Below are 24,726 nucleotides of genomic sequence, written 5' to 3'. Positions count from 1 at the left end.
CGTAAAATCAGCTACAGGTGCTCGGTTAATAACAACTGGATATTTCGTAACAGAAGCTGTTGAATTACTAGAATCTGTAACTGTTAATCGAATATCCCACGTTCCTTTAATGTTTAATATTTTCGTAGGATTAGCAGCGGTTGAGAAGTCTACCCATGTAGATGAACCAGGAGTTTGATAGGCCCACTGGTAAGTTAATGTGTCCCCATCGGGATCACTCGCTAATTCTGTAAAATTAACATTTGTGTTGTTGTAAATCGTAGTAGGGCTGTAATTAAAATCAGCTACAGGCAATCTATTAACTACAGTTGGTGATTTTATTACTGAAGCACTTGTTCCACTTGGGTCAGTAACAGTTAAGCGAATATTCCAAGTTCCTTTGATATTTAATATTTTCGTAGGGTTAGCCGCTGTTGAGAAGTTTACCCATGTACTCGAACCCGGAGTTTGATAGGCCCATTGATAGGTTAAAGGATCTCCATCAGCATCACTAGCATTCTCTGAAAACGTAACCGTTGTATTGTTATAGATCGTTGTTGGACTATACGTAAAGTCAGCTACAGGTGCTCTGTTGCTAACTACAGGAGACTTTGTGACAGTATCTGATAAACCATCGAAATCAGTCACGGTTAGTCTTATATCCCACGTACCTTTAATGTTTAAAGTTTTTGTTGGATTTTTTGAAGTTGAGAAACTAGTCCACGTGCTCTCCCCAGGCTTCTGATATTCCCATTTATAACTTAGAGTTTGATTATCTGGGTCACTAGAAGTGTTGGTGAATGTAACTTCTGTATCATTGTACTTAGTAGCTGGACTATGATTAAAATTTGCGGTCGGTGCTTGTTTAACTCGATATTTAACTTCATACCTGTGATCCATTTGTTGCCCGGCAAAAAATACATAATAAGGACCATAAATACCATCATAATAATCAATATTGTAATGATATATCCAATCAGACTTTTCAATTTTTTGTGCCCATGCATTCTCTGGGGCATTAGGCTTGAATGTGTGGGGGTGACAGTAACCAGTTCCTGGTGGTGTACCTCCGCAATCTGGTATTGAAATGGGATAAGATCTTGCTCCGTATACAGGGAATTTTAGGATTTCAATGGGTACATCATTAGCTCCCTTATTCCAATCTGCAGGATCTTGAAGCATGGGACTAATATACTGGTAAGCATCTCTGTCGTTATACCAATCAGCTCTCAAGGAATTAACGACTTTAAGTAACCATAAATTACCTGCAATTTTACCATCGTAAGCAGTTGGGTTGTCGTCATAGTATTTTTCTGACCACGGACCAGTTAGTGTTTTCGTTGGTGTCGCTGCAGACGATGATGTTGGAACAAGAGAAATCAGTATAAATAAAACAAAAAACATAAAAGTGAAATTTATTTTTATGGTTTTCACCTCCTTATCAAATAGAGTAAATTTTACTCTATTTGATAAGGGGGCAATTCTGCCACCCTATTTGACTTAACCTTTTTTAAACGTTATATAACCTTTCGTGTTAGTCACAAATGTCTTACCACCAACTACCACGTATTGACCACCAAATCTTGGATCGTATCCTTCAATTTTAAGTTTTTGTCCCTTTTTGAGAACTTTTACTTTTACTAACTTGTTATTTTCTCTCTTCCATAAATTCGTATTTTTATTAATTGTTAATGTACCTTTTAGCTTTGTAACCGGGCTTGTACTTAAAGTTTTAGGCAATTTTTCATACTTTACGTGCTTAGGCATATTAGTTATATAATGTTGAGCACCTAAGTGAAATTGTCCTCCATACTTTTTGTCGTACCCATAAACTCTGAAAGATGTCCCCTTTTTTAAGACGCGAACAAATTTAAGTTTGTTTTTCTCACGCTTCCATAAATTTATATCTTTTTTCACAGTTATTTTCCCAACTTGTCCTTTTTTAACTTCTTGTCCATTCCAGTAATAAGTAACTTTAGGAGTAGGCTTAGGACTAGGCTTAGAAGGAACAGGTTTGGGATTGCTAGGTTTAGAAGGAATCGGCTTAATTGGTTCACTCGGTTTTTGTGTAGAGGGTGGAACAGGTGTAACCGGTTCTTTCTCCTCTAAATCACCATTATTGGCTATTAGTTCCTTCACAACATCTACGCCTTCAACAAAGTTTGCTGTAATTTTGTATGGGCTTACTTTTGCCTTAGTTGTTGACATTGGTCCCCATAAGTAATAAATACCAGAATCATTTTTAGGCTTATCAATGTAAGTTGCAGCAATTAGGTGATTTGTAGGTTGTTCAATGTCTACCCAGATCATATCTTGAGTACCATAATTCTCGCTTAACCAAGGTGAAAAGCTAGAAAATTGATCAGAAACATAATTTTTGTAAGGATCACTAGTAAGATAGAATCCAGGTCTTGCTTTTATTGCCCTCATTTTTTCCCAAGAAATATTGTTTTCTCCTTTTTCTATCTTGAATACTAAGGTCCCTGACTTTTCGCCAACATTTACAATATAACCTAAAGACCCATATTTACTTTGATCATCAATGTATTCTACATTGACCGACTCTTTTTTTACTGCCGCCTCTACTGTAGTTAAATAACATGTGTATATTGAGATAAATACAGTTAAAACGAAAAGTATTTTCTTCATATAAAGCCCTCCTGATATTTTTAATTAATTGTAAAAACCTTCTAATCCTCCTTCCTTTTTGCAACAAAAAAGGTCCTTTGGTTTAATGTTTAATAGAATGAAAGTGAAGTTCACTTCATCTAAAACATCAGTTCCAAAGAACCGTACACTTTGTTGCTTACCGCTAACCTTAAATAAGGTTGCAAGAAAATAATAATAAAAGAATTGATAATATTATTATATATCTACTATAAGACAAAGTGTACTATTATTTGGCAAAATATATAATATTCTTCCTTATATATCTATATCGACAAATCGCATCATTAGATTGATAGTTAAGAATTTTTGTATTAAATGAGCCAATGTTAATAGAGTTGATACAAGAAATTTATTGGTATAGTTCCTATTTTTTATATTCATAAACCGCTGCTTGTCTAATGTATGTTTTGTTCCCATTAAACCAGCGGGGGCTTTCTGTGCTTATTACTGCTATAACACTCGGACCATCTACCCGCTCGATAATTTCATAATAAGGGTTGGTATAAACATAGGGATAAGTAGTCGTTACGTTATCATCAATAAATTCTAAATGAACAAGATAAAGTTCATTTTTGTAAAGGGAATCGTTATTCGGTGTATAAACAAATCCTGCGTCGCTTGTGGCTTCAAGATTGTCTTGTAAACTAGCCTTTAAATTGTTAGTCGCAAGAGTTTGATCAAATACTATTCTTCCGTTTGCCATATCACTAGGAGAAGTGGCTAAAGCTGCATCATGTACTGCTATTTCTAAAGCATTCTTCATTTGTCGTGTAGCAGTTTTATCTGCATCGAGGTTAAACTGGATCTGCGTTATAAAAGCAAAAAGAAGTATGAATAAGATGGTGCGTAAAGTTGTTGCCATAGACACAACTCCTATTCTATATATTCACTGAGTATCTTTGTATCTTTCGTAAAGGTAGATGGTCCTTGATTGAATATATCCATAATGAAGATAAAGCTACGTGGTACTTCAATACTTGCTTCAAGATACTCATTTCTCGGTGTGAGAGCAGACGTAGCTTGAATATTAATTTTCGATTCATCAAAGTTATAACTATCAACTAACGTATCCTTCATATCTTGTACAATATCTGGAGTAAACTGGCCTTTAATTGAAGCTTTCTTTGCCCCTTCGGTTAATACAACTTCCACAGCTTCTCTATGTAAACTATCAATATAAGCAAGAATGGGAGCGAACATTAGATTAATAACGATAAACAATGTCATCCATTCACCTAAAACTTTCGACATTTACAATCCTCCTTTTTAAATGGCAAGAGAGGATGGTTAGTCCCCTCTCGCAATTAATGCTACAGGCTTTGAATTACGGAGTATTAGTAGTAGTTGTACCATTTGGCAGGTTGCCGTTCATTGAATCGATAGTTGTTTCATACTCACCTGTTTCAGTCCCGATCATATTGTAACCGAAGAAGAATAGAAATCCGCTGATTGCAAGAACTGTTACCGCGATACCTAGAAAAGTTGATAATGTTTTATTCATTTTAAAAATTCCTCCAATAAATTTGATTTTATTTGATCTTAATTTGATGCTCGGTTTGAATCATATTTTCATGATGAGTATTCTTATCATTTAAAGCACTGTAAGCGATGCCTAGAATCAAAGTAACGCCTATTGTGACAACAGCTGCCATCATCATAAAGTTTGCTAATGATTTATTCATGGTTTACCCCCGGCTATTAACTATCTGAAATATAATCCGCCATATTATCCGATAAATCTGAAAGCGTTAGATACATTGTTCCGAAGATAAAAGCACTGATAACAACGGCTGTAATAGCAATCTTCATAAATGTGCTTAGCGAAGTATTTATACGTATCACCCCTTTCAAAGGATATGTGAGCCGCTTACTACATCCTTGAATTTTTCATAATTACCGTTACCATCGTGACGATTACAACTAGGAAGTTTAAGATAATAAGAAAGTGTGTCGCCTTGATGGGAATTCCTAATAAATCGGTAGTGATCTTTTTCTTTCTTCTGTAGTTTTCTATTTGAGACTTAACAAACATGCTGTGCATTCCTCTTAAGTGATTAAGTGCAGTTTCGCGTTCAACGTTATCTAAATTCTTTATCACTCCAATTAAAGCTTGTGATTCTTTTGACTGAAGCTGATTTGCAAATTTATCTAGAGCAACGGCAGGTCCTTCATCACTACTCCATGATGAAAGTAAAAGGGTAAGCGGCTTGTCCAAGACCACAAAGTAAGGTTTTATATTCCTAAGTACGTTATAGGTGTTAATTCGGCTAACGCTCATCATTTCAATTTCGTTTATCAGCAAGTCATAAAGCATAAATACTTCCGCATGTTTCTTGGCATTATGAAAATCAATAACCCGCTTCATTAGATAGACAAAAAGTGAAAATGGATTACTTGGTATGGCAAATGCAACCAGTAAGAAAATCGCAATTGCGGATATAAATTGCAATTTCCCCACTCCCCCGTTTACAAGGATAGGTATAATAACGTAATAGATGGTTAAGAACAATGTGAATCCAGCTAAAAATAGATAATATTTCACTCCGTTCAACCCTAAAGGGTATTGAGCTTTTCTTAACCAGTCTTCCGCAGCTGAATTCTTCGTGTTTTCTACAAAATTTTGTCGATGGTTAGACAAATTTGCTCTAAACCGAATTCGGTTTTGCACCCTCTCAGCTTTAGATGTTAATCCCGAGTACACTAAAATTCCCGCTAGACACGAAAAGAAGACAGATAAGGTAGTAACCAAATAAGGAATATATTTAAAAATCATGATCTCATTTTGCAAAACAGAATCTCCCTCCTTCCCTAAAGGTCATTTTTCGGTCTTTTTAGAAAGATTGAAATGATAATGGAAAATGTTACGCCTAAAACACATACCGCGAACAAGAACAGGGTCCATTGAGAACCAAATTGAAGCTTTGTCCAATCCTGAGCACCCGATGAATAATAACCTAAAACCAATGAACCTAGAAAAAGCGGAAGGGTTAAATAACCATTGAATACGGAATCGAGTGTTTCAGACTTTTCTTCTTCCAACATTTCCTCTGTATCTTCCATCTGTTTGGTCAGAACCATAAGTGCGTTTAAGACTTTTTCGTTATACATATAAGCCTTTAAAATGACACTCCCTAAACGTTTACTCCAGTTCGTTCCAGCTGTATAGGTAAAGATACGAATACTATCTCTTAGCTCATCATCATTCCTTGAAACCTGTAGGTCAGATATGAGCTTTACAATTACTTTTCTAAGTACCGGACTCTTGATCTCTTTTTGAGTTTCAGACAATGCGTGGTACATATCGTAATGCATGGCATTATAATTCTGTGTAAGTCTTTGAACGATATGAAGGAACTCTTGTCCCATTAAGTACCGAATTTTATTAAGTCTTAATCTAAGGATTAGGTAAGGAATCATTGAAAGCAGCATTCCGAAAAGAACGGATACTAAAATGTCACCAAATGTTATTAAGATAAAGAGAGCGGAAAAGATGCCCATGAATAGTGATAGTACGATAAAAACGGGTACATCATGTTCATTTCTTTCTTCTCGTGTTGTCTTAACCAGTAGGTTCAAGTGCATTAAGAAGGGATTCTTGTAGCTTGTTGAGTTAGAAAACTCTACCTTGTTTCTCACTTTCCTTATGCGGTATTTATAGTTCATTTCTTTGTACTTGTTTTGTATAGAAGTCAGCATGATATTTTTAGAAGTCCATATGGCGACTAGAAACAATATCAGGTATAGAAAGTACTGGATACCTATCTGCCAAAACCAGTGAGAAAAGTTATCCATTCAACTCATCTCCTAGCAACGTATCAATAATCTTGTCTTTGATTTTTTCATAATCACTCATAGGAGATTCCTGCTCTTTCTTCTTTAAGTGAGAATACAGGATCTTCGTATCTTCTATGCTTTCATCTGCCATTAGGGTTAAAAGCCCTTTTGTCACATTAGAAGAATAGTAGTACCTATTTGTAACAGGACTATAACGTACAAGGTCTTGTGTACGGTGTGTACGCTCATCACTGTCCCAAATGATTTCAGTTACACCGATTACCCGCTTTCTTCTGCGGTCTCTGTCAGCACTCATTGTTACGACAATATCAATGTTGCTGGCCACACGCTCTAATTCATTTTCAAAGTTTCGGTTAGGAAACTCATCTAAGATATGTCGAGTAATCTGAGAGGCTACATTGTTTACGTTGGTTAAGTGATAAGTAGAGAAAGCTCCCCGTTCCCCTCTTTCACAAGCCTGTAAATAACCTTCTGTTTCAAGTGAACGGATTTCTCCAACTACGATGTAGTCATGTTCCATTCTAAGTAAGCGGGGCATAGCATGATGTAGATCCCCTTCTTTCGCCTGAACTTCAAAGATAAGCCTGTCTTTAAATTGCTTGGATAAATCTAACTCGAAGTGTTTCTCCATTACTGCAGCAACATAATTAGAATCTCTTTCTCTCAACATCGTTTTCATAAATGTAGTTTTTGCCGAACGTACACGTCCTGCGAATACAGTATTAGCCATAACCCTAGACAGTGAGCGGAAGAAGGGAATATCATCTTCTAATATCGTTCCACGCTGCGCTTGTTCCTCTAAGCTCATGTTCTTAACGACAAATCGTCTGAACATAACGTAATTATCTCTACTTCTTGGCTTTTGGATCATCGTGATACGACTTCCGTCTTCACGTTCAATCTCTAGTTCGGGTGTCTGTTCGTTTATGATGGCATCCTTTGTTCTGTTAACAAATGACCGCTTAACCCGCTCAACTACTTCTAGGCTCTCAAACTGTTCATTCTGCCGCTTAAACTCTCCATTAATATCAATCCATAATTCAGTACCTCTAATAACAGCTGCTTCACTGTTAGGCATCTTATCCCACTTATGAAGGATACTGACTCCCCATACCTCATGGAACACCGCTTCCGCAAGAGAATCATAGAAGGATGGATACTCTTCAGTGGTAATATTGTGCTTGGTTAATACCTCAGTAATCTTGGTTACGAAATAGGACATTGCTTGTTGATCACCAATTACAGCTCGGTGTTGTTTTTCAAGCCAATCACTTTCACGAGAAGCTTTAAGTTCATCTAAATCCTTATGTTCCTTCTTTTGATCTACAACCCCATCTACGACGATAATACTTAGTTCTTCTCGTACTGTAGTGCAAATATTAGAGAAGGACTTCTTCCTAGCATAAGTAGTTACGCTGTCATTTTTTAATCCTCTTTCTTGAACGGTTTTTGCTAACCACTCTGAGGAACTAAATTCATTTTCCAAACCTAGCTCTAGTTCAAGATTAATTTTTTCTACTTCCTCTGATTTAGTCATTACCATTGATATTCACCGTCCTTCCTACTTAAAAAGTGAAAACAATCCCTTTTTTTCTTTTCTGTCAGTGTCAATATTCACTTTTTCTTTTAACTGACACTCCGAAATTATGAGATTAGATAGTAGATCCAGGTTCTTTGTATAATGTGAATCTGATATATCATCATAAAGAAGTCTTTTTTGGTAAGCGGAAATCGCGCCTAGGTCTCCAACATCAGGAAGAGTAACCGCTTTTGTCATCTCCAGTTCATCTTCTAGCGACTTTTCACTGATTAATGTATTAGCCGGTTGGAATTTGTTAATGACCAACATGAATTCTTCTGACTTACCACCGATTGGTTCAATCAATTGCTGGTACACATAAGGGAAATATCCACGATATCCTTTTTCTTCTTGGTTTGTTACTAAGAATTTCAAGTTACTTGATAAATAAGCCTGTACGGTTGGAGCTGTATCAAAATGGGTACCTGCGTCAATCAAGATCACATCAAATACCTCTTGCGCGACTTTGATTAAATGTTCAATCTCATATGGCTGGTAAAAACGCTGCATTTTAATATCACGATTTCCTGCTAAGTGGTAGAAAGATAAGTTAAAAGATACTGCTTCTTGCAGACGAAAAGGTGTTAAACTGTTCGTTTTTAAATCAACTTTCAGATCGTTTAAGTAATGACCATTGTAATGATAGAAATAATCAGCTGGGTCCCAACTGTTAAGACTTAGTACAAGTACCCTTTCATCTACCTTTTGGGAAAGTGAGCGGGCTAGGTTGAATACGGTTGTTGATACACCAGCACCGCTATGAGTACCAAAAAAACTGATTATTCGTTTTGAAAGGTAATCGCTCTTATTAGAGATTTTATTAATAACTTCCGTTACAACTTGTTCTGGAGTTAAATGCTCGCTTAACATGGTAATTTTATGAGCTGCACATACTCTTGAAACATTCTTCATAATTTGATCACTGTTTATTGATTTAGGCTTATAGAAGACAGGAATGGTTGGGAATTGTTCACGTATACTTGAAAATTGATGAATATCTATTACTTCTCCATCGAGAAAAACAACATCAATATCAATCGTAGGTTTCTTTAGGTCATCCCATCGTAAAGCGACTTTAATGTCTTCTTGCTGTAAAAACAGTTCTTTGTATGTGGAATCTTTAGAGATGATTACTATATCCATATTTACGCTCTCCTTTATTGGTAAGTAATGTACAGTCTGGCACCTTTACTTAAAATTTCTGTCATAAGGTTTGTAAAATCTTCTTCGTTTAAAATCACTTCTAAATCACTGATAGTTGAAGTAGCATTTAATCGTTTGTCCTGGTTGCCCTCTCCTGCCGAAATAACTTCCTTGTTTCCGGAATCTTTTACATAAACAACTTTTACACCTTTAAGGAATGGTTTTGTGTTTAATTTAATTTCTTCTGCAGATAAAGAAGTTGTAGACGTAACGGTTGTTTCTTTATCCGTTTCCTTTGCAGTTACCTCGGACGTAACTTTACTCGGTCCGTTCTCCATAAGGTTGGTTGTTCCATCTCCATACACAAGATAAAGGTCGATTACATCTTTTCTGCGAAGAGATCCTGGTTGAGCGTAAATCATCTTTTGAGTGATAGGTCGAATTGCTTCTCCTTCGTCTGCGTTCGGAATGAGTTTTTCATAATCAATCATCTTTGTAGAAATCATTGAGTTTCCGACTATGGTTTGTTTTGAATCTTGGCCAATAATCTTATCTATATCAGCTGCATAAACCACATCTTCGACTAAAGAGCTTTTTTCGCGTCTTTCAATTATTAATTTATCTTTGGTGATAGGCTCTGATTTTAATATCTGAGCTCCTGCTTTAACTACAACAACTTCTTCTGAATCAATACGATCTTTTATATAAAAGTCATACAAAAATATAAATCCGATGGTAAACAATGAAACAAATATCCCAAGTCCAATTTTTACTGAAGGTTTCATACGGTTGATTCCTCTCCTTTAGGTTCCGATTCATTTACTTCTGATTTCTCAATTGTGATCTTTTTGTTAAACAAGCCTTTGAAAAGTCCTGCTCCCTTTTTCTGTTTCTTAAGAAACTCTTGTGGAAGGATTTCTTGCAGCAAAGGTTCTAAACACGTTTCAATTCGTTTGTGATAATCCTTATAGTCTGATAAGAAGATGCCGTCATATTGTGCTTGGAATACATCAGCTACAGGGAAAGCAGGAATGGAGGTTATAAATTCTCCGTTATATAAGTCCTTAAGTAATTTGTTATTTAAAAGCGACTTATCAAACCGATTTCCGATAAGCGATGATTTATCATGACTAATTTGTTTATGAAGGAATGCTACGGATTCTTTTTTAGATTCCTCCAGGTATTGAATTAAAGGGATGTCAGGCTCAAGCACAAAGTACACATGGTCGGCTATATCGAATACATCTTGAAACAACTCGTAATGCCAGTCCGTACCGACATCAATGATGGTTACTGTAGATGGAGAGGAAAATAAAACCTTTATAAACGTTTCAAATGCCACTTCATCTTCTTCATATACCGGTTCATTTGTTGGGTGTTTACAAATAATATCAACGTCAACTTTGTTCCAATCGAAAATACTCTTTTTCTTCGGATCAATATACTTACTGAATTCATAAAACTTGCTGCGGTAATCATCTGCAAAATGATGGCCAGTAAATCGATCAAACGTATAAGCGGTTGAGAATGGGCTTTCTACATAAGTGGTGCTAATCCCCATCTTTGTAAGTGTTCTAGCTAATAAGTGAGAAACAAATGTACTCCCGCTTCTTGCAGCTGGACTCCCTATCATGATCAGTTTCTTTCTGACAGGCACACCGACAACTTTTTCAGTATGGTTATGGATCTGGATGTTGTAATCCCTTTTGACTACGCTTTTATTAATGACTTTTTGAACGACTTTCTTCTCAATCACCTTTGTAGGTGTTTCCGTCTGTTTATCCGGCTTGGCTTCCTCTGTTTCTTCTTCTGCGGTAGCGGGAGTGTTATTCACTTCTGGCTGAATAATAACGGGTGCTGCAGATACTAAGAACTTCTCTACACGCGAGAAGCGAGGTTTATCAATTAGCTGCTCTACAAAATCATCTAAGTCAAAGGCATTGTTATTGATGATATCCAAAACACCCATGCTGACGATTTGAGATAGAAAAGGGTCTCCTTTTGGTCTTTCGCATAGGAAGACAACCCGTAATGAATCATCATAATTAACCCTGATATTTCGGATAAAAGTTAAAAGCTCGTTTTCCATATCCTTTTGCTCTGAAAAGTCACTACCTAAGTATTGGTCATGGATTAAAAGAATATCTGGCTTTTCTATATCAAGGATTTCCTCAAGGAATCTTCTGTGAAATACCTCTTGGGAAGATAATGAAATTTCTTCATTGTGTTTTATAAGTGTTTCTTTAAGAATGTCTGTATAGCTTTTATCCCCTACTGCGATAAGCACTTTCTTTTGCACGCTTTTCACTCCTTGAAAGCATAAAAAAATACCCGAAACATAGACACTACTATCTAATACAATAGATAGAATCTAGGTTTCGGGTATTTCCCGTTAGGTTTATTAAATTATGTATTAAGGGGCCCCTCTAATCGCTTAGAGGGACATTAAAAAACTTTAAGAAAGGTTGCTGCCATGAAGGCTTCGCCTTTAAACTAATATTATCATTTGTTCCAATTGTTTACAAGAGATATTGTAGTTGATTTCATAATTAAATAACATATTTGCTAGAAAAAATCCTCCTCTTATGGAACATCAGAGAAGGATAGCTTCAGCGTATTTTCATTAACATGTTTATCTTGTAGATATTCAAAAAAGTAGTTAAGTAACATACCATCAAATTGTTTATCGCTAAGGGATTGAATCTCATGAATCACCCTAGCTTTTTCAATAGGTGATTGGTATGGCCTACCTTTCGTCATTGTGTCGTAACTATCTACGATACGGATCATTCTACTTAAAAGCGGGATTTGTTCACCACTCAATCCATAATACCCTTTCCCATCGAAATCTTCATGATGATATTTAGCGTATAAGGCGAAATTAGATGGTAAACCACGAATTTCTTTAATTCTTTTAAATCCATGTTCAGTATGACGCTTGATACTATCAAATTCTTCACTAGTCAAAGGAGTAATCTTATTAAGCAGGGATGAAGAAATATCCAGTTTTCCAATATCGTGCAAGATCCCTAGTATATAGATTTGTTCAGTGTTTTCTAATCCTAAGTATCGGGAGAATTGATATAATTCATTACCAACTCTTAAAGAATGTTGGAAAGTCGTATAACAGTGTTTATACAACTTCCCAACAAGTCCATGAGCTTGACTGCTTATGGCACTCAACTCCATTTCCTAAAAATTTACTTTAATTCGCTTCAATTTTTCTTTATTAGGCACATAAAAGGCATTATTTAATCCATCTTGAACCAAGTCTTCTTCTACACAAAACCAAGTCGTAAACGGATAGGTATCTAGCATAAGTTCTTTATGAATCTTTTCAGCAACAGATAATGTGGAAGTGAAGATCACAACAAAACTCATATTATCGGCAAACTCACTCACTGGAATAGAACCGTATTTTTCATAAACCCATTTCCATGTATCCAGCTTTTCTCTAAAGTACCCGATAAAGTTTTGATTCATTTGTGCTCTGTCAATTAGGAAATTAACTTTCCCTTGTGGCGTTTTGACTTCTGCTACACCCATCGGAAACTTGATGCTGCGGTTGTCTGCAATAATTGCATTCCATTTCCACTTTGTGATCATTTTTTGTTCAATCATTTGGCAACGTAATTCATTCATGGCAACATAGCGTTTAATTCCACCTATACCATGAGAATCCCATCGGTCTGCATTCATGAAGAAGTTATCGCTATAGAAGTGTTTCAAGAGTTTATAACCCGCTACTCCTAATGTAAAGGGAGCGGGAGGTTTATATGTTTCTTCCTGGCCACGAATTCTGACTTTCCAACGTTCAACTAAACCACTGGTTCGATAGCGGTCAAGTCGTTTAGATGTTTCTGAGCGGTTCATGATTCCAGCCATATATCTTCTTAACTGGTCTTCATTCGCACATACCGCATCACCAAGTACCTTTAGCAATATGAAGTCTGATTCATCCAACCTTCGACGTCTATAAAGGTCAAGAACACCCTCAAGTGTCGTGTACGGATAGTACTTCTGTGGCAACATCTTACTGCCTTTGAGAAAGGGGTGATCCCAAAAAGGTACTTCACCTTGCTTCGTTGTAAAGTGAGATTCTTCTAAGCCATCAAGAGATGGTGATTGCGCCTGTGTTAATACTTCCATTATTCAAAAAGGAAAGCTCCAACATCTTTGCGTTTCTTCTTACCCCTCGGATAACTCACAAGCACGACTTTAGCATGACGATTCTTCTTATCAATAGTACGAACCTTACAAGCTACAATATCTCCGACAACTGGTTCTTCCAGATAAGAGGGCTTAATACCCTTAACTTCTAAGCCAACATCTAATTGAACAAAAATACCATGAACTGGGTCAACACCGCTGATTCTTCCTGCAACTGTATCCATACCCATTAATGCTTCAAGCTTCTTAAATGGATCTTCCATTGTATGTCTACGGCTCACTTGAATTAAGCCTTGTTCTTTATCAAAACGACGAACTTTTACGGTGATTTTTTCACCGCGATCTACAGATTGTTCAATGTTACGTCCCCGCTCCCAGCTCCAGTCATTCGGCAGCATAAAGCAATCAGCACCATTTACACGAACAAACACTCTACGGCTCTTAGGGTTTACTCCCCAAACGGTTCCTTCAAATACCTGGTTCTTTAGATCCCCGCTCGCTTCAAGTTGTTGCAGCTGGTTAAAGAACTTCGCCTTTTTAATATCATCAGCTTTCTTAACGCTGACAATCGCAATCTTATCTTCTAAATCCAAGTGCTCGATTACAAATTCTTGCATTGTACCTGTAAAACCATTTAACGATTTAAACTCAAACTCGGAAAACTCATCCTTAGAACAGTAGGCAGTTACTCCTCCTTCTAATAGGAATGTGGCAACTTCAACTTGCTTCGGAACATACTTGCCATTTTCTAGAACTTTAGCTTTTTTTGAACCAACAGACGTTACAACACCTTTTACGATCTCTCTGTCTCTTTTGATTTGAGCAAGGTGATTTAATTGCTCATTTGTCGTCCATGATTGAGTCATTGTCTCAGTCATTTTTGTTCCTCCTAGTATTTGTTTTAGGTTAGCAAACACAAAAAAAGGAATGACGACAAATACACAAGTAGTCCTCATTCTACTCGGTATTTGGGTCATTCCCATTGTAAGTATTTGTTTGTCGATTTCTGATATTGCTATCCTTATCGAAAGTTTATCCTATGAATCTACTTTTTTCAACAAAAAATTCCATTTATACATATCTTTAGTTAATTTGAGGTTGAATTACAGCTCGATATACCGCATGGGCATACATGCTTAAATATATTTCTGTCTGTTTTTTATCTGTCTTAGAAGGGGGATTTTTATAAACATAGAAGCTAAGTAAGCTTTGAACATCCTGTACTGTACATTTACTTTCTTTAGTAAGATGAAAAAGATAATCAGAGAGGGGACTTTTCGCAAATTGAATCAATACAGTTTGTTCAAATAAGTCAGATCTCATTGCAATACCAATCAACTTCTTTTGCCAAGTTTTTTTTAACAACTTTATATTCCTCCACATATTGATTACTCGTAATCTTCATAAAGAGATGCAGCCGCTTCCTTTTGAGATGGTACTTTATCGACTTCTTTTAAAACATCATCTATAAGCCCCAGCTGTTTTTCTCCTAATTCAGACTTCTTCGGTTTATTCTCTACCGCTTGTTCTTCTGTAGACTTTGTTTCAATATCCGTTTCTACAGGTTCTGCTGCCGCATTCCCGCCAAAAGCTGTTGCCCAATCAAACTCTTCCAATTCATCATCAGAAGGATTACTCTCTTTCTTTTTAAGGGAGCGGGACACTTCTTCTTGAACAGGAGTTATATCGATTGGATTTGTAACAGGCTTAGCATTATTTGGCTCTTCATCCTCTTTATGTTCTGTAACCACGCTATCTTTAAAGGTAGGTGTTTTTTCATAATGAATAGGATGTTCAACTGAACGTACATATCCAAGCGGCTTATGTTCCTCCGCTTCCTCTCTTGATTGTTCTGAAATGTCCGGCTGAACTGTTTCTTCATCAAAATCTTCAGCAAGTACAGCTGGTGATTCTAATTCATTACGATTCAATAACCATATTCTTGCTGCATCTTCATCAACTTGAATTTTAGCGTTTTTAAACTCTTCATTTGGAACAAAGTTTGCATCAATTTGTTGAACGGGAATAGGCTTATTATTGGCTACAATTTTAACCGCGCACTGGAACGGTTTCTGATAAATAATTTCAGATGGTGATAAAATAGCTTCTTTAACCTTCGTAAAATTGCTGCCTACTCTTAAACTAGGAGTCTCTTGTAATGGGCTTACTGCTTGTTCTGACACACCTTCCTCAAACTTCTCCTTCTCTCCAAATATCTTAGAGAACAGTTGAGCATCAAAATCGGGTATGTCCCCATAGACCATCTTGTGACGAAGTGTACCTAAAAGAGTGTGCATGTACGTTTCGCTGTATCTGTCTGCGAGTTGTGTTACGGTTTGAGCTACTACGGTAATAATAGTTTTGTATTTCCGAGATTGTGCTGGGAACTCCCTGAAAGGCTGGTAGATATAATCCGCGAATTCATCTACTAATATATGATGAAAACTAGAAACATTCGGCTTACGTCTGAATACAGCATTTTGTAAGCTTAATAGAATCAATTTCCCGAGTATGTTGGATAGGCCACCAAGCTCTCCTTTGGCCGTATTGACAAGTAATACTCCACCCATTTCTAAATGTCTATCAAAATCAAAAGTAGATTTGCCAAATAGTACTCTACGAATTAAAGGTGAAGCACCAATATCATTCAACACGTTTCGTAGACCCTGTACGTGCTCCGCTTTTGCATCAAAGTATGCGTCTTCTCCGCGATATTCACCATGCGTAATCTTTTCGGTAGACATTCCGCCACCGACTCTTACTTGCTTGACTAATAGATTCATATCAAACCATTCATCAATCTGTTTCACAATCGCCCAATGGTTACGGTCGTCTCTTCCTTCGATCTGTTCTAAGTTAGCGGGAATTGTACCTTTTAACTTTACGTGCATTCTTCTAACCAGTTGGGGGTTGTTATACATATTCAGCAGCATATCAAACGTAACTTCCTGCCCTGGCACATGCAATTTTAGTAAATAGATATAATGCTTTAAATGGTTACGTTCAGACTGTTCAAAGAAAAAGTTAGAGTTTCCACCTTCAGCTAATCCTTGAATAACCATCGCAAAAGCTTCAGCAACCTTATCAACTGGACCCTGCATAGGATTAATGCTTGGTGTCTCCGGATTAGTCGGATCAATATAATAAACAGATTCTTTCGGAATTCCATGTGCTAAAACTAATTGATAAGCCTTTTGACATAAATCGTTAGAAGGTTCTATTACGCTTATACCGTTTAAGTACATACCCAGCACTTTTTCAGTGTGATAATCCTGCCGGTTATAGATTTTTGGATAATCGTTAATAAACCTGCTCATCCAGTGAAGATCTTGATTCAGTATCGGCAATACAAGAGCAGCGGTCTTACCAGTACCAATACTTCCGATAATGGCATTATTCAATGTTCGATCTCGACCAGGCTGTACAAGTACTTCTTTCGTCTTTGAGTTGTGACCTAAAATGACATCTGGCCAATGTTCTTTATTGGCTAATTTAAACCATTTTTGAAGCGTATAGTTCTTGTATTCAAATTCATTGAAAGCGGCTTTAATCTCATTTGAGTATTGAGAGTATCTACCCGCTAACCAAAGTAGGATCATGAAAGTTACAGCAGAAGGAACAAACATAAGCGTAACCAATAATGTGTTTGTATCTCCTACCGCTACTGCGTGCCAAATGTTATCAACTTCCATTTCAAGTATGCGATTGCCCAGATACGGAAGGAATGAGTTATAAATAGGAGCGGAAATTAACCATAAGTAGTGAAACGCTATTCCGAAGAAAACATTCCAATACCATAAGAATCTCCATACCGGCTTTTGGAATTCCTTAAACTTTGTACTTACCAACCAGCCCGCTATCAGCCATACAGATGATAGAACAAAAAAGATAAAGCTAGGCTGAGTAGAATCACCGAATAAGATAAAAGACGGTATTGCACCCATAAATTGACCACTCATTAAGAAAGTGTAGTTGAAGATCCCTTTAAATGAGAAAAACAAAGAGATAATCCCAACAACAATCATAGAAAGAAGCGGGAGTTTAGGAACGAGCTTATCCTTCAATCAGCTGCACCTCTTTCTTTGTCCCCTCAAACTGATAGAATGCAGGAGGTTCAGTCGGATTGTTAAAAAGAAGATCCTTCCCTACGAACCAAACTTTGTTTAAAGATACATTGAAATAATCACTTTCAAGTTCTTTTTGATGCCTATAGATTGCAATAACTCGGTCTACCTTCTTTTTGAACATCTTCTTATTCACTAAATCATTAAGATAAACGATTTCATCATAACAACTTGTACTACCTTCTTCCATTACTTTCACAAGTACCGTTTCGTACTCCTGTCCATTTTTCGAGAGTCTGTAGATACCGTCTGCATACATGGATGGATCAACTTCTGCAAAATAATAATCATCATTGACGTTTTCAAGTAATTCAACTTCGTAATTGAAAGATGGATTTCTGTCTAACGCGGCAGCAACACTTTTTACATGTTCTGAGCGGTTGCTTATTGGATAGTAACCCTTAAGAAGATTGACGATTAACGTTGGAGCTGGAAGCATAGTTGTAACATAGAAGTTAATATTCGGAACTTTATGAGCAATGCGGTTAATGATTAGTTCTTTAATGTTAACGGGACGTACCTTTCTTTTCTTTCCATACTCGCCAGTGTACTCAAAATATGTATCATCATTATCTACCACCACGAACATAACGTCATGAACACCACCCGGATTGTGTTCAAAATAATCTAGATAATTGTTGATCTTTGCATTAATAACTCCTAAATTTTGTTTACCTGTGTCTACCTCAATATTTAAAAAGCCATTTTTTGTTTTTAGTATCCAATCAGGCTTAAAAAAAGCTAGCTGCTTCTTTTCTGGTTCTTTTTCATTGTGTTGTTCAATCATTTTAGAGCTTAATGGATACGGACCGATAGCATCATATTCCATATTTTCATCTGCTAAATTTTGCTTCTTTATTTGTACTATGGTCTTAATAAGCGTGTTTCTGATCGCGTTAAAGTGATCAATCTTCTCCGCGTTCTTTAATTCTGCGTAATATCTTTCCCCTGGCGGAATGTATCCAAAAAATTCTAATACAGAGTAACCATTCTTACCAAGTTTAAAGAAAACGGTTTTTGTAGCTTTGTGTACAAGTTTTTCAATAAGCCCTCTATTTCTAAATCTTTGGAACCTATTCTTAATTACTTCATCACGTTTCCTGTTAGAATCATATTCCACATTATAGAGCTGCGTGGTGTAATATTTGAAATTTTTTAACGATAAGATTTTAATATCCCAAAGCCATTTTAAGCATTCAATGTCCCTTTCTTTTAACCATGTTTGATTACCATCGGTGAATATGAATTTATGTTCCTTCTGTTCATCCTCCCCTTCAATCCTGTACTGAGTAATTCCCGGCACTAATAGTTCTGTTTGCAATCCGAATCCTCCTTCAAACAAAAAAAGATGTACCACACGATAAAACAAAGCAATAGACAAAGACATTGCCATTGCGTTGAATCGAGGGTACATCCCTTTGGTTGTTATTTATATGTCATTGACAGTATAGCATTAGTAAATTTATTTGGACAATAAATTATTCAAATATATGTGAATATTTATAAATATTATCCAATTATTTATTAGAGTACATTAACCATTATTGAGGAGAAATTAGTCCAAAAATTAGGGTACAAGACAAACTCGTTTTTGTTGCCCTTTTCATCTGCTTAAAACAGAGTTTTACGACATTGAAAAACAGGATGAAGTCTGAAGTCCGGATGCACCTTTTTCCCGCTATTTATTAATATTTAAACGAGTGCTTGAGGGAGCAGCTTGCTGGGTGCAAGATAAGTTGCTCCGCACTTAGTAGTAAAAACCAAGTATTTATAGTCATGAATCAGCTTTTAAATTATACTTTTCTTTTTGTATAAAATTATGAATAGTATTACCTATCGTTTCTCCCTTCTCTTCTTATATAAGTTCCTTAAAAAAGCAGTTTATATCCAGGTCACTTTTCCACTTTTCCTAGTTCCCCAGTTTATTTTTTTGTGGTTAACAAAAGGTATATTAAAGGTAAATAATTGGTCAACCTTTTATATACCTTTGATTATAAAATTATTCAGTTTCTCCTTTGAAAAACAAAATGAAATAACATAGAGAATCGCTTATTAAATCGCAATCGTAAAAGCACTGCAAAAATCGCAGTGCTTTTACATTTTCATATTGAATTTAATTAGAGGGAATCGCACCGGGAATAACTCATTTCTGCAATATTGTCTTTTTAATATTACTTTAAACTTAATTTCATAGTCTCAACATTTAATTCTAATTTCATTTGGTTGTCCAAAGAATTTAGAAATTCTTCACATATAATCAAAAGCAAATTTTTGTGCCACCCTTGAAATGTAATAAAATCCATTTGAATAGGACTTTCTATCAGCTGTTTATTTGCTAATGAAGATTCTATAATTTCAATATTGTAATAATCAGCAATAATAAAATCGCCTAATGGCGATATAGTTAAACTTTGATATTGCGGCTGTGATTCATATTCAATCATTTCTCCGTTCAACCGATCAAGTAGAAATAAATAATCTGAAGTAAGGACTAATACTTTATTATGTTTATGGGATACAGAAACAGCACGAGGTGAACCTCGAAAATGTCCAAACCATTGAGTATAATCGTTATTTTCGAATTTGACCCATGTCCAATCCTGGGAATTCCAGGGACTAGAAATATCATAAATCCTTTCTTTGTATTCTCCTGAAAGTGGAGCTGCCTTTATTTCAGCTTTGTTAATCATTTATACAACTCCTTATCATTTCACTACCCTATCTCCTCAATTCAATAACAAAGTGCACTTCTCCTTCCTGAAGAAATGCACCCTTATTATTTAGCTTTGCTACTATAACGGGAGATCCAACCATCTTTTGTAGTTCTCCCGTTAATCCATCACTAATTTCTTTTAAACTTTCGTGATTGTCATCCTCACTTACAGTTAGAGCTTACATTTAAACCCCTGAATGAATTTAATTCAAGGGTTTAACATTGTTATCTATTATGGTTAGTTACTTTAACGTTTTGTATTAATCCAAATAAAAGAAATGCGCCCGTTATGCTTAAACTAAGGTGTAAATTTAATGTATATTCACGTTTAAGAAGGAAAGTGATTACGGGTGAAATTAATCCACCTATTACAAGATAAAGACCTATTTGAGAAAGGGTTTGTTTAATCTTTAAATTGTCTTCGATTAGATATGCTGCCGGGATTAACAAAATAAAGAATAAGGTTCCAAACGTTAATATTAAAAACAGAGTTTCAAAGGAAAAAAGATATGAGAAAAAGTTATTTATTTCTAAATTTGAATTCATAAAATCACTTACTAACATAAAGATTATTACAATTAATGTCGTTAATGCCATTGATACTAATCTTCGATCCACATAGACCACCCTTTAAAAGCTATTTAGGTAATTATATATATTTTTTCCAATAAACAAATTTAGTCTTTAGGTGTCTCCCATTCTTCATCACGAATGAATCTACCATTTTCATCACGAATGTATGCAATTCCTGGTTCTGAGTTAAGAAGAGGTATGATTTCTGAATCATAATTACAAATCGTATTCACTTGATAAACGGAATGGTTAGCAGCATTATTCATATATTCATCATCCTCATCTCCAGCCATAAACCTCCAACCACTATCTGGATTACCATTTTGATATGGTTCTTCCCTATACATAAATCCTACTTTACAACCATCTACTGTAATTCTATCAGTAGCAATACATCCTTCATTAGAACTGATTAAACGTTTTATTTCACTTCCAGTTATGTAAAAACGTTTTTCTTTATTATTCTATTCATTAATACTCTCGCCCTTCTTTGGACAACTATTATTCCACAACCCTGCTCGTTTGTGTAATAAGGACGCCCGTTTTTAATCTTATTAAATATTCGATTTAATCGCTTTTAAATCCTTTTTTGCTAATAATGACAGGTCAATTGAAAGTAAATTCGAGGCGTGACAAAAGAAATGTGTGCGAATTATGTTCTTCATTTAACTAGTCTAGGCTGCTAATTTGGGTAATTTGAACAATTATAGTCCGACTCCTTACAAGCATGCAAAAATAAAAACCCTCAAAAATGAGGGCTTTGCTATATCCAAGAATCATCGTCGAAATCAGGTCCTTTTTCTGCTTCCTTCTCTTCTGTTTTCTCTTCTTCAATTGCAGGTATTTCTGATTTATCTATTTCTTTAGAAACAACCAAGTTGTTTTTTTCAGGAGTCACTTGTTGTGGTTGTTCCGTATCTGTTTCAACTCCAACTTTCAAATGCTCTTTTGGTCTTTCCGTTTCAACCTTAGTAGGAGTTTCATAGTTGTTTAGATAAATTGTTGAAGGTTCACTTCTTTGTTCTTCTATGTTAAATTGTCTTACTGAAGGAACCACTAGTTGCAAGTTTACGTTACCATTAGCAAAAATTTCCTTTTCTACAAGAAAACGAAGTGAGTCCATAATATTGTCTTGATTGTTGATCCACTCTACTATCATTGGAGATTCATCAACTCTTAACTTCCATGTGACAATATCGCCTGGCTTTTTCTTCTGTTTTTTCCCCCTGGCCACTCTTCTCACTCCTTGTAAATTAGTTTGTTACTTTTTCTTTTTGCTGTTTCTTGTATTTATCAAAGATCTTACTTGTAACGAAAAGATACATTCCCTCGGCATTTAAAGTAACTGCGTAATCTGAAGGGACATAAAATAATTTAGTACGAGCATCCTCTGCTACAGTTGCAATTCTTTCCTCTAAGGCATCTCTCATTGCAATACTACCGCCACCATAAACAAGGATTAAATCAACTTCATTTCTAATCTTGTTTAATTGTTGCTGCAAGTAAGAAACGATTTCCGATGATTGATTAACCTTTCCTTCGAAGAAAAACCTTTGAGCATCGCTATAGTACTTATGTTTCTTATCCTTAAGATATTTAGAATACTCTTGACGTTCAATATTGGATAAGTTGGTAGCGTCCTCGAAAAGTGGAATAGCTTCAGTAATCGCGTGTCCTACCCCTACATTTTTCCCTAATTTAAAAGTTGGTAAAAATCTAAGTCCTTCTGTAATCGCAAAGTCAGTTGTTCCATCCCCAATGTCAACGTGAGCTACTTTTAAATCACTGAAATAGGAACCATCGATTTTCTCGTCGTAAAGTTTGTTAAAATCATCAAAAATTTTATCCTTACGCCAAGCATTTTCGGCAACTTTAAAGTTTTTTTGCATTGCGAACACAGCTGGTGTCCCTTCAGGCATTACATATACATCTTCAAAAGTTACTGTAACAGGTATTGAGATGTTGCCTACATGTACAGATACTCTATGATTCCCCTTTTTAAAGCGATCAATAAAGATTTTTGATGCTTCAGGATTCCAGTCATTAATGGGAAGTGCTGTAGTCATGTCTACTTTAACTTTTAATTCGGTTGGAATAGTGTTGTTTTTTTCAAAACTCTTTAGAACTGCGTATCCTGCAATGTTTCCTAAGGTATTAATAATAGGTAAATCAGAATTATGTTTTTTATCAATACCAACAGTAAATTTGGAAAGTGTTTTCCCGCTTTCTAAGGCAAATTTACCAACATAATATGTACCACTTCTAATTCTTGTAGATGGAGACTCAATGCTCACTACTAAATTGTTCATGATGTTTGGGATCAATGCTTCAACCGTAGTATCATCTGAACTAGGAACACTTTGAACAAATGCATTTACATTTGGCTGCCGATATAAATCTCCATTTATAATTATAGCCTGTTCAGAATTTCCGTTATCATTTCCAACTTTTAAATACATGTTAGTTCCTCCCTTAAAGTTTAAAGATTAATAATCTAGTAATCATGATAACGTAAAGCTGGAAAGTTGTCCACCATTTACCAACCAAAGGTATACCAAGTAAATGAAATTAATTCATAAATTTATTAACCTTTCATATACATTTTATTAACCAAAGGTATATGAAAGGTATACCATTGGTATTTATAATCAGCATGAAAGTAACTTGCAACCCCTCTGAAAGGGCGATTTCAGAGTATTGCAAGTTAGACTTCAAGGTGCTAATTTTTGATTGCAGTTTATTGAAATTAATTTTGCAAGGTTATGAAGGTGTTATTATAACTTATGCTGAAAGTGTATGTTTAAGAGATTGAAAGTATATTGATAAGGAAATGAAAAAATAAAAGTAATAGATTGAAGAACTCGTTGGAGGGGTCTATAATTTATATTTAATAGGGGTTGCAAGTTACTTTCAACCCAAAGAGAGGGTGGAATCATGGAATTAGAAAATTTTAATTCTACTGAAGTAATCTATACGATCAAAGAAGTAGCCGAACGTGTAGGAGTATCAACAAACACCATTAGAAACTGGGAAAAAGAAATGCAAGATGTATTAGTAATTAACAGAGATACAAATCAAAACAGATATTATACAGAAGAGGATATACAAAACTTCAATAAGATAGATGAATTAAAAGGAGAGGGTTTACAATTTCAAGCTATTAGAAAGATATTTTCAACTTTCAAGAGTAGTGTCCGTACTCAACAACCTAATAATTATCCGACAATCCACGAGAAGGGGACACAAGTTACACTTGAACAAATTGAGGAATCGAATAAAAAGCTAGTAGAAAATTTGCTGATGATATTTGAAAATAGATTCCAGCAGCTGGAGAATTCTACGAAACTACTAACAGATGGCGATACAGTAAATGAACAATTTAAACAAGTAAGTAAAGAGATTTCTAACCTTAAACAAATTCTAAGAGAAAACAAGAGTCCTGAACAAGAGAGAAGGGAAAGGTTAGAACAAACATTGACCACCAAAAGAGTAGAGACTAAATTGAAAAAGTTAGCCCTAGAAAAGTGGAACCAAAAACCTGCTGACGAAAAAACTAAGAGAGTAGGGCTGTTTAGAACAGAAGAAGATACTCAAAAAAGAGAAGATTTCATTAGAGATTATATTGACGAACATTTTGAAAGTGAAATTAAAAAACAGTACGATCTATAACTCTTTAAAAAAGTGTTTGAAAATTATGGAAATATGGTATATAGTATTAAATAAATAATTTAAGAGATTGAGGTGGAGCAAATGTTCCTGTTAATGAAAGAGAAGACAGTTTCAATGTTAAATAATGCTGTAGTTACTTTATCCGTTCTGGCATTAATTGCTGCCATCGGGATCACAATTGCAAATTAATCACAAAAGTCCCTTAAAAGGGGCTTTTTTTATTGGTTTGAACTATAATCTATTAGGGTACAGATGTACCCTTCATAACTTTCATTTGTTTTTGTTGTGCCACAACTCGGATGTACATTTTT

General features: G+C 35.5%; 24 protein-coding genes. 1 reads left to right on the top strand and 23 read right to left on the bottom strand.

Annotated features, from left to right (window positions below; genetic code table 11):
- The 23 genes from AWM68_RS06200 to AWM68_RS06100 all read right to left on the bottom strand — a co-directional run.
- The coding region (locus tag AWM68_RS06200) for a PKD domain-containing protein (protein WP_231868383.1) at window positions 1-1,212 on the bottom strand (1,212 nt) is incomplete at its 3' end.
- A gap of 267 nt (window positions 1,213-1,479) precedes the next feature.
- Entirely contained in the window at window positions 1,480-2,628 is a 1,149-nt protein-coding gene (locus AWM68_RS06195; protein WP_066238647.1) for a hypothetical protein, read from the bottom strand.
- 385 nt (window positions 2,629-3,013) lie between these two features.
- Window positions 3,014-3,511, bottom strand: coding sequence for a peptidase M23 (locus AWM68_RS06190; RefSeq protein ID WP_066238642.1), 498 nt, complete (start codon window positions 3,509-3,511; stop codon window positions 3,014-3,016).
- Window positions 3,512-3,522: 11 nt separating this feature from the next.
- A complete protein-coding gene (locus tag AWM68_RS06185) occupies window positions 3,523-3,900 on the bottom strand; it encodes a hypothetical protein (protein WP_066238640.1) in 378 nt (125 codons plus the stop codon).
- Between the two features lie 73 nt (window positions 3,901-3,973).
- Window positions 3,974-4,150, bottom strand: a complete 177-nt coding sequence (locus AWM68_RS21685) for a hypothetical protein (RefSeq protein WP_197468136.1) — start codon at window positions 4,148-4,150, stop codon at window positions 3,974-3,976.
- Window positions 4,151-4,178: 28 nt separating this feature from the next.
- The gene (locus tag AWM68_RS21680) at window positions 4,179-4,331 is read right to left on the bottom strand and encodes a hypothetical protein (RefSeq protein WP_197468135.1); all 153 of its coding nucleotides are present in this window, start codon (window positions 4,329-4,331) and stop codon (window positions 4,179-4,181) included.
- Window positions 4,332-4,519: 188 nt separating this feature from the next.
- A complete protein-coding gene (locus AWM68_RS06180; protein ID WP_231868382.1) occupies window positions 4,520-5,437 on the bottom strand; it encodes a hypothetical protein in 918 nt (305 codons plus the stop codon).
- A gap of 20 nt (window positions 5,438-5,457) precedes the next feature.
- Entirely contained in the window at window positions 5,458-6,441 is a 984-nt protein-coding gene (locus AWM68_RS06175) for a hypothetical protein (protein ID WP_066238637.1), read from the bottom strand.
- Window positions 6,434-7,987 carry an ATPase, T2SS/T4P/T4SS family gene (locus AWM68_RS06170; protein WP_066238634.1) on the bottom strand — a complete coding sequence of 518 codons (1,554 nt, stop codon included), beginning with the start codon at window positions 7,985-7,987 and terminating at the stop codon, window positions 6,434-6,436. The genes AWM68_RS06175 and AWM68_RS06170 overlap by 8 nt, the downstream gene beginning before the upstream one ends.
- A gap of 18 nt (window positions 7,988-8,005) precedes the next feature.
- A complete protein-coding gene (locus AWM68_RS06165) occupies window positions 8,006-9,166 on the bottom strand; it encodes a hypothetical protein (protein ID WP_066238632.1) in 1,161 nt (386 codons plus the stop codon).
- A gap of 14 nt (window positions 9,167-9,180) precedes the next feature.
- Entirely contained in the window at window positions 9,181-9,951 is a 771-nt protein-coding gene (locus tag AWM68_RS06160) for a hypothetical protein (protein WP_066238629.1), read from the bottom strand.
- Window positions 9,948-11,465 carry a hypothetical protein gene (locus AWM68_RS06155; RefSeq protein WP_066238627.1) on the bottom strand — a complete coding sequence of 506 codons (1,518 nt, stop codon included), beginning with the start codon at window positions 11,463-11,465 and terminating at the stop codon, window positions 9,948-9,950. The genes AWM68_RS06160 and AWM68_RS06155 overlap by 4 nt, the downstream gene beginning before the upstream one ends.
- A gap of 284 nt (window positions 11,466-11,749) precedes the next feature.
- Window positions 11,750-12,349: an HD-GYP domain-containing protein gene (locus tag AWM68_RS06150; RefSeq protein ID WP_066238624.1), complete on the bottom strand. Its 600-nt coding sequence runs from the start codon at window positions 12,347-12,349 to the stop codon at window positions 11,750-11,752.
- Window positions 12,350-12,358: 9 nt separating this feature from the next.
- Window positions 12,359-13,315, bottom strand: a complete 957-nt coding sequence (locus tag AWM68_RS06145; RefSeq protein WP_066238621.1) for a hypothetical protein — start codon at window positions 13,313-13,315, stop codon at window positions 12,359-12,361.
- Window positions 13,315-14,214 carry a S1 RNA-binding domain-containing protein gene (locus tag AWM68_RS06140; RefSeq protein ID WP_066238618.1) on the bottom strand — a complete coding sequence of 300 codons (900 nt, stop codon included), beginning with the start codon at window positions 14,212-14,214 and terminating at the stop codon, window positions 13,315-13,317. Before AWM68_RS06140 ends, AWM68_RS06145 begins: the two co-directional genes overlap by 1 nt.
- A 205-nt stretch (window positions 14,215-14,419) precedes the next feature.
- The gene (locus tag AWM68_RS06135; protein ID WP_066238615.1) at window positions 14,420-14,701 is read right to left on the bottom strand and encodes a hypothetical protein; all 282 of its coding nucleotides are present in this window, start codon (window positions 14,699-14,701) and stop codon (window positions 14,420-14,422) included.
- A gap of 23 nt (window positions 14,702-14,724) precedes the next feature.
- On the bottom strand, window positions 14,725-17,400 hold the full coding sequence (locus AWM68_RS06130) for a type IV secretory system conjugative DNA transfer family protein (RefSeq protein WP_066238612.1): 2,676 nt from the start codon (window positions 17,398-17,400) through the stop codon (window positions 14,725-14,727).
- Entirely contained in the window at window positions 17,390-18,781 is a 1,392-nt protein-coding gene (locus AWM68_RS06125) for a replication-relaxation family protein (protein ID WP_066238609.1), read from the bottom strand. Before AWM68_RS06125 ends, AWM68_RS06130 begins: the two co-directional genes overlap by 11 nt.
- An 850-nt stretch (window positions 18,782-19,631) precedes the next feature.
- Window positions 19,632-20,150: a hypothetical protein gene (locus tag AWM68_RS06120; protein WP_066238607.1), complete on the bottom strand. Its 519-nt coding sequence runs from the start codon at window positions 20,148-20,150 to the stop codon at window positions 19,632-19,634.
- Between the two features lie 248 nt (window positions 20,151-20,398).
- Window positions 20,399-20,791 (bottom strand): hypothetical protein, encoded by a 393-nt coding sequence (locus AWM68_RS06115; RefSeq protein ID WP_066238604.1) that lies wholly within the window; start codon window positions 20,789-20,791, stop codon window positions 20,399-20,401.
- A gap of 59 nt (window positions 20,792-20,850) precedes the next feature.
- Window positions 20,851-21,138: a DUF2185 domain-containing protein gene (locus AWM68_RS06110; protein WP_269446781.1), complete on the bottom strand. Its 288-nt coding sequence runs from the start codon at window positions 21,136-21,138 to the stop codon at window positions 20,851-20,853.
- Between the two features lie 371 nt (window positions 21,139-21,509).
- Window positions 21,510-21,980, bottom strand: a complete 471-nt coding sequence (locus tag AWM68_RS06105; RefSeq protein ID WP_066238599.1) for a hypothetical protein — start codon at window positions 21,978-21,980, stop codon at window positions 21,510-21,512.
- Window positions 21,981-21,999: 19 nt separating this feature from the next.
- The gene (locus AWM68_RS06100; RefSeq protein WP_066238597.1) at window positions 22,000-23,205 is read right to left on the bottom strand and encodes a ParM/StbA family protein; all 1,206 of its coding nucleotides are present in this window, start codon (window positions 23,203-23,205) and stop codon (window positions 22,000-22,002) included.
- Between the two features lie 475 nt (window positions 23,206-23,680).
- Here AWM68_RS06100 and AWM68_RS06095 point away from each other — a divergent pair, with 475 nt between their 5' ends.
- Window positions 23,681-24,415, top strand: a complete 735-nt coding sequence (locus tag AWM68_RS06095) for a MerR family transcriptional regulator (RefSeq protein ID WP_066238594.1) — start codon at window positions 23,681-23,683, stop codon at window positions 24,413-24,415.
- Window positions 24,416-24,726 lie beyond the last annotated feature (311 nt).

Origin of the sequence: Fictibacillus phosphorivorans, from assembly GCF_001619875.1 — a bacterium.
Lineage (GTDB): Bacteria > Bacillota > Bacilli > Bacillales > Fictibacillaceae > Fictibacillus > Fictibacillus phosphorivorans_B.
Note: the sequence above shows the minus strand (reverse complement) of the source record. Positions and strands in the feature narration are given on the sequence as shown.

Coding starts and splice junctions, on each gene's coding strand:
- AWM68_RS06195 (WP_066238647.1), bottom strand. CDS start 2,628: ATGAAGAAAATACTTTTCGTTTTAACTGTATTTATCTCAATATACACA.
- AWM68_RS06190 (WP_066238642.1), bottom strand. CDS start 3,511: ATGGCAACAACTTTACGCACCATCTTATTCATACTTCTTTTTGCTTTT.
- AWM68_RS06185 (WP_066238640.1), bottom strand. CDS start 3,900: ATGTCGAAAGTTTTAGGTGAATGGATGACATTGTTTATCGTTATTAAT.
- AWM68_RS21685 (WP_197468136.1), bottom strand. CDS start 4,150: ATGAATAAAACATTATCAACTTTTCTAGGTATCGCGGTAACAGTTCTT.
- AWM68_RS21680 (WP_197468135.1), bottom strand. CDS start 4,331: ATGAATAAATCATTAGCAAACTTTATGATGATGGCAGCTGTTGTCACA.
- AWM68_RS06175 (WP_066238637.1), bottom strand. CDS start 6,441: ATGGATAACTTTTCTCACTGGTTTTGGCAGATAGGTATCCAGTACTTT.
- AWM68_RS06170 (WP_066238634.1), bottom strand. CDS start 7,987: ATGGTAATGACTAAATCAGAGGAAGTAGAAAAAATTAATCTTGAACTA.
- AWM68_RS06165 (WP_066238632.1), bottom strand. CDS start 9,166: ATGGATATAGTAATCATCTCTAAAGATTCCACATACAAAGAACTGTTT.
- AWM68_RS06160 (WP_066238629.1), bottom strand. CDS start 9,951: ATGAAACCTTCAGTAAAAATTGGACTTGGGATATTTGTTTCATTGTTT.
- AWM68_RS06145 (WP_066238621.1), bottom strand. CDS start 13,315: ATGGAAGTATTAACACAGGCGCAATCACCATCTCTTGATGGCTTAGAA.
- AWM68_RS06140 (WP_066238618.1), bottom strand. CDS start 14,214: ATGACTGAGACAATGACTCAATCATGGACGACAAATGAGCAATTAAAT.
- AWM68_RS06120 (WP_066238607.1), bottom strand. CDS start 20,150: ATGATTAACAAAGCTGAAATAAAGGCAGCTCCACTTTCAGGAGAATAC.
- AWM68_RS06100 (WP_066238597.1), bottom strand. CDS start 23,205: ATGTATTTAAAAGTTGGAAATGATAACGGAAATTCTGAACAGGCTATA.
- AWM68_RS06095 (WP_066238594.1), top strand. CDS start 23,681: ATGGAATTAGAAAATTTTAATTCTACTGAAGTAATCTATACGATCAAA.